The sequence below is a fragment of the Pseudoxanthomonas jiangsuensis genome (genome assembly GCF_010093185.1).
GTDB classification, from domain to species: domain Bacteria; phylum Pseudomonadota; class Gammaproteobacteria; order Xanthomonadales; family Xanthomonadaceae; genus Pseudoxanthomonas; species Pseudoxanthomonas jiangsuensis.
Map to the genome: position 1 here is coordinate 1 of NZ_PDWL01000051.1, position 4,554 is coordinate 4,554.

Annotated in this window: 3 protein-coding genes; 2 read left to right on the top strand and 1 reads right to left on the bottom strand. The window is 71.7% G+C overall.

Annotated elements, in window-relative coordinates; translation table 11 throughout:
* The coding region (locus tag CSC62_RS17035) for a porin family protein (RefSeq protein WP_162407875.1) at positions 1–607 on the bottom strand (607 nt) is incomplete at its 3' end.
* A 323-nt stretch (positions 608–930) separates the two neighbouring features.
* Between CSC62_RS17035 and CSC62_RS17040 the strand changes: the two genes are divergently transcribed.
* Together CSC62_RS17040 and CSC62_RS17045 are read left to right on the top strand one after the other, a co-directional pair.
* On the top strand, positions 931–1,950 hold the full coding sequence (locus tag CSC62_RS17040; RefSeq protein WP_162407876.1) for a zinc-binding alcohol dehydrogenase family protein: 1,020 nt from the start codon (positions 931–933) through the stop codon (positions 1,948–1,950).
* Between the two features lie 203 nt (positions 1,951–2,153).
* A complete protein-coding gene (locus CSC62_RS17045) occupies positions 2,154–4,217 on the top strand; it encodes an NADPH-dependent 2,4-dienoyl-CoA reductase (RefSeq protein ID WP_162407877.1) in 2,064 nt (687 codons plus the stop codon).
* Positions 4,218–4,554 lie beyond the last annotated feature (337 nt).

Here is a 4,554-nt window from a genome sequence, read left to right on the forward strand (position 1 = left end):
GCGGCGGGGCGGTGGTCGGGGCCGGGCCCAGCGGGATCACGACGCCGACCGAAGCCAGCACGTCGCCGAACCAGTCTTCGTTCGGGGCGGCCACGCTCTGGTCGTCGAAGTCGGCGCGATAGGCCACTTCGGCGCGCACGCCGACGCGCTTCTCAAGGGTGGTCTGCAGGCCGACGCCGACCTTGGCGGCCAGGTTGCCGTCCTCGCGCTGGCCCGGGGAGTTCGGGCTCGGGAACGCGTCGTACTCTTCCTCGGCCTTCTGGTAGCCGACGCCGAACAGCAGGTACGGGTTCCAGCCGCGGCCGTCGACCACGAAGTGGCGGCGCAGGTCCAGCGAGACGCCGTACTGGCTCCAGTTCAGGTCGCTGTTGGCGTCGGCATGCGGGTTCTGGTAGTTCAGCTCGCCGTCGATCGACCAGTTCGGGCTGACGAACTTGCCCAGGCCCAGGCCCAGGAAGGGAGCGTCGCGGGTATCGCGGGCGTTGTCCTGGAAATTGAAGCCCGCCGAACCGGTGAGGTACCAGCGGTCGTCGAACTCCTGCGCGGAAGCCGCCTGCGCCATCGCAAGGCCGCCAAGCAGCGCAGCGGTCAGAAGTTTCTTGTTCATCTCTAGCTCCTTGATGATTCGGGGGTCGGAGAAACCTATGCCTCAGGATTCCTGCTAGATGCCAATGGGCCACGTGGGGGCCGGGACATCCCTGACGGCCGTTCTGCACGTCGTCGGCGCGAAGGTTAGGCGGGACGAGGTGAAGACGGTGTTAACAGTACCCTAACATGTGAAATTCCGCGACTCGGTCACGCTTCCCCATGGAAAGCCCGGCCAGCCGGCATTCACACAAGCGGGCACGTTGGGGGATGCATGTGGCCGGCATCGGCATCACCCGGAGCGCTGCGTATCATGGCGGCGTCCCCTGCAGAACGGAGCCGTGCATGAGAGCCGTCGGACTGACCCGCTACCTGCCGATCGACGATCCGCAGTCGCTGCAGGACCTCGAACTGCCGATGCCGGAACCGGCGGAGTTCGACCTGCGGGTGAGGGTGGAGGCCGTCTCGGTCAACCCGGTCGACACCAAGCTGCGCGCGCCGAAGGAGCAGGTCGAACCGCAGCCGCGGGTGCTGGGCTTCGACGCCGCCGGCGTGGTCGAGGCGGTCGGCGCCGGGGTCACCCTGTTCCAGCCCGGCGACGAGGTCTATTACGCCGGCGACGTCACCCGGCCCGGCAGCAATGCCCGGTACCAGCTGGTCGACGAGCGCCTGGCCGGGGCCAAGCCGACCACCCTGGACTTCGCCGAGGCCGCCGCCCTGCCGCTGACCACGATCACCGCCTGGGAACTGCTGTTCGAGCGCATGCCGTTCGATTTCGACGCCGAGGACAACGGCCGCAGCCTGCTGGTGATCGGCGGCGCCGGCGGGGTCGGCTCGATCGCCATCCAGCTGGCCCGGCACGCCGGGTTCCGGGTGGTGGCCACCGCCTCGCGGCCGCAGACCCGGGACTGGTGCCTGGCGATGGGCGCGCACCACGTGGTCGATCATCGCCAGCCGCTGGGGCCGCAGTTGCAGGCGCTGGGCCTGCCCGAGGTGGACGTGGTACTCAACCTGGCCGACACCGACCTCTACTGGGACCCGATCGGCCAGCTGCTGGCCCCGCAGGGCCACGTCGGCCTGATCGTGGAGCCGGCCGGCCCCTTGCGGATCGGCGATCCCTACAAGGCCAAATGTATTGGCATGCACTGGGAATTCATGTTCGCCCGGCCGCGCTTCCGCACCGCCGACATGATCTGCCACCACCGCATCCTCAACCGGGTCGGCAGCCTGGTCGAGGCCGGCGAGCTGAAGACCACGCTCACCGAGGTGCTCGGCCCGATCGACGCGGCCACCCTGCGCGAAGCGCACCGGCGGCTGGAATCGGGGACGACAATCGGCAAGCTGGCCCTGGCCGGCTGGAACTGAACCGCTCTGCCGTGTAGGAGCCGGTCTTGCCGGCGACCGTGGAGCGGGCCGGATCGCTAGCACCCGGTTTCACGCAGACGCCTCCGTCATGGCGGTCGCCGGCAAGACCGGCTCCTACAGGGGATGCCACACCCGGCCCGCTCTTGCCCGCCATCCCGCTTTGGCCGCAGGATGGCGCATTCCGTACGCCAGCGTATCCCCGTATGACGCCAGCCGCCGCGCCCGCCTCCGCCTCCCTGCACGACATCCCCTACCCGCACCTGTTCGCCCCGCTGGACCTGGGCTTCACCCGCCTGCGCAACCGGATCCTGATGGGCTCGATGCACACCGGCCTGGAGGACCGCGCCCGCGACTTCCCGAAGCTGGCCGCCTACTTCGCCGAGCGCGCCGCCGGCGGCGCCGGGCTGATCGTCACCGGCGGCTTTGCCCCGAATGTGGTCGGCTGGCTCACCCCCTTCGGCGGCAAGCTGTCCTGGCCCTGGGAAGTGGCCCGCCACCGCCCGGTCACCCGCGCCGTGCACGAACACGGGGCGAAGATCTGCCTGCAGCTGCTGCATGCCGGCCGCTACGGCTACCACCCCCTGCAGGTCGCGCCGTCGAAGCTGAAGGCGCCGATCAATCCCTTCACGCCGCGCGCCCTGTCCGCGCGCGGGGTCGAACGTCAGATCGCCGCGTTCGCCAGCGCCGCCGCCCGTGCCCGCGAGGCCGGCTACGACGGGGTGGAGGTGATGGGCTCGGAGGGCTACCTGATCAACCAGTTCACCGCCCCGCGCAGCAACCGGCGCGAGGACGCCTGGGGCGGCAGCGCCGAGAAGCGGATGCGCTTCGCGGTGGAGACCGTGCGCCGGGTGCGCGAGGCCTGCGGCCCGGACTTCATACTCATATACAGGCTGTCGCTGCTGGACCTGGTCGAGGACGGCAACGCCTGGGACGAGATCGTGGCCCAGGCCCAGGCGGTGGAAGCGGCCGGGGCGACGATCATCAACTCCGGCATCGGCTGGCACGAGGCGCGGGTGCCGACCATCGCCACCTCGGTGCCGCGCGCGGCCTTCGCTGGGATCACCGCCCGCCTGAAGCCGCACGTGTCCCTGCCGCTGGTGGCGGTGAACCGGATCAACATGCCCGAGGTGGCCGAGGGCGTGCTGGCCGGCGGCCAGGCCGACCTGGTCTCCCTGGCCCGGCCGCTGCTGGCCGATCCGGAATGGCCGGCCAAGGCCCGCGCCGGCCGCGCCCACGCCATCAATACCTGCATCGCCTGCAACCAGGCCTGCCTGGACCACGTGTTCGAGAACAAGCGCGCCAGCTGCCTGGTCAACCCGCGCGCGGTGGCCGAGACCGAGCTGAACTACCCGCCGGCCGCGGTGAGGAAGCGGATCGCGGTGGTCGGTGCCGGCCCGGCCGGCCTGGCCTGCGCCACCGTGGCCGCCCAGCGCGGGCATGCGGTGGTCCTGTTCGACGCCGCGGCCGAGATCGGCGGCCAGTTCAACCTGGCCAAGACGATCCCCGGCAAGGAGGAGTTCCACGAGACCCTGCGCTACTTCCGCCACCGGATCGAGGAGACCGGGGTGGAGCTGCGCCTGGGCACCCGGGCCGGGCCGGAGCAGCTGGCCGGCTTCGACGAGGTGGTGCTGGCCACCGGGATCGTGCCGCGCAAGGTCGAGTTCCCCGGCAGCGACCATCCCAGTGTCGTCAGCTATCTGGACGTGCTCGGCGGCCGGGCCACGGCCGCCGGGCGGGTGGCGGTGATCGGCGCCGGCGGGATCGGCTTCGACGTGGCCGAATTCCTGGTCCAGGAAGGGCCCTCGCCCAGCCTGGACCCGGCCCGCTGGCGCGCCGAATGGGGCGTGGACTTCGAGGGCGGCGGCCGCGGCGGCCTGGCCCGGCCGCGGCCCGAGCCGCCCGCGCGCGAGGTCTGGCTGCTGCAACGCAGCCCCGGCCGCCCCGGCGCCCGCCTGGGCAAGACCACCGGCTGGATCCACCGCGCCACCCTGAAAGCCAAGGGCGTGAAGATGATCGGCGGGGTCGAATACCTGGGCGTGGACGACGAAGGCCTGCGGATCCGGGTCGAGGGCGGCGAGCCGCAACTGCTGCCGGTGGGCACGGTGGTGGTCTGCGCCGGCCAGGAACCGCGGCGCGAACTGCAGGCGCAGCTGCAGGCGGCCGGGTTCGCCGCTCCGGTGCACCTGATCGGCGGCGCCGACGTGGCCGCCGAGCTGGACGCCAAGCGCGCCATCGCCCAGGGCAGCCGGCTGGCCGCCGGTTTCTGAGGCCCGGCCCGGCCGGAAATCCGGCCGGCCGTCACATTTCCCGACCCGCTCCCGGCCCGCTTGTCAAGCCGGAACATTCAGTTTTCGTTCCGAACCGCGCCCCTATCTTGCGCGCCACTTCGACCCGCCCCTTCATTGGCGGGGCCCCCCCGCCCCCCCCTCCCCCCGCTCCCCGGCGGCCCGCGCGCAGGCCCGCCCCCCCTGCCACCCCCCCCCGGCCGGTGCGCCCCCCCCCCCGCGATGGTGGGAGGAGACCCGCGGGCGGCCACGGAGCCAGGAGGAAATATGAAAATAGCGCGGCTTCTCTGGACTGCCGCGGGCCCTACGCCATCGGGCG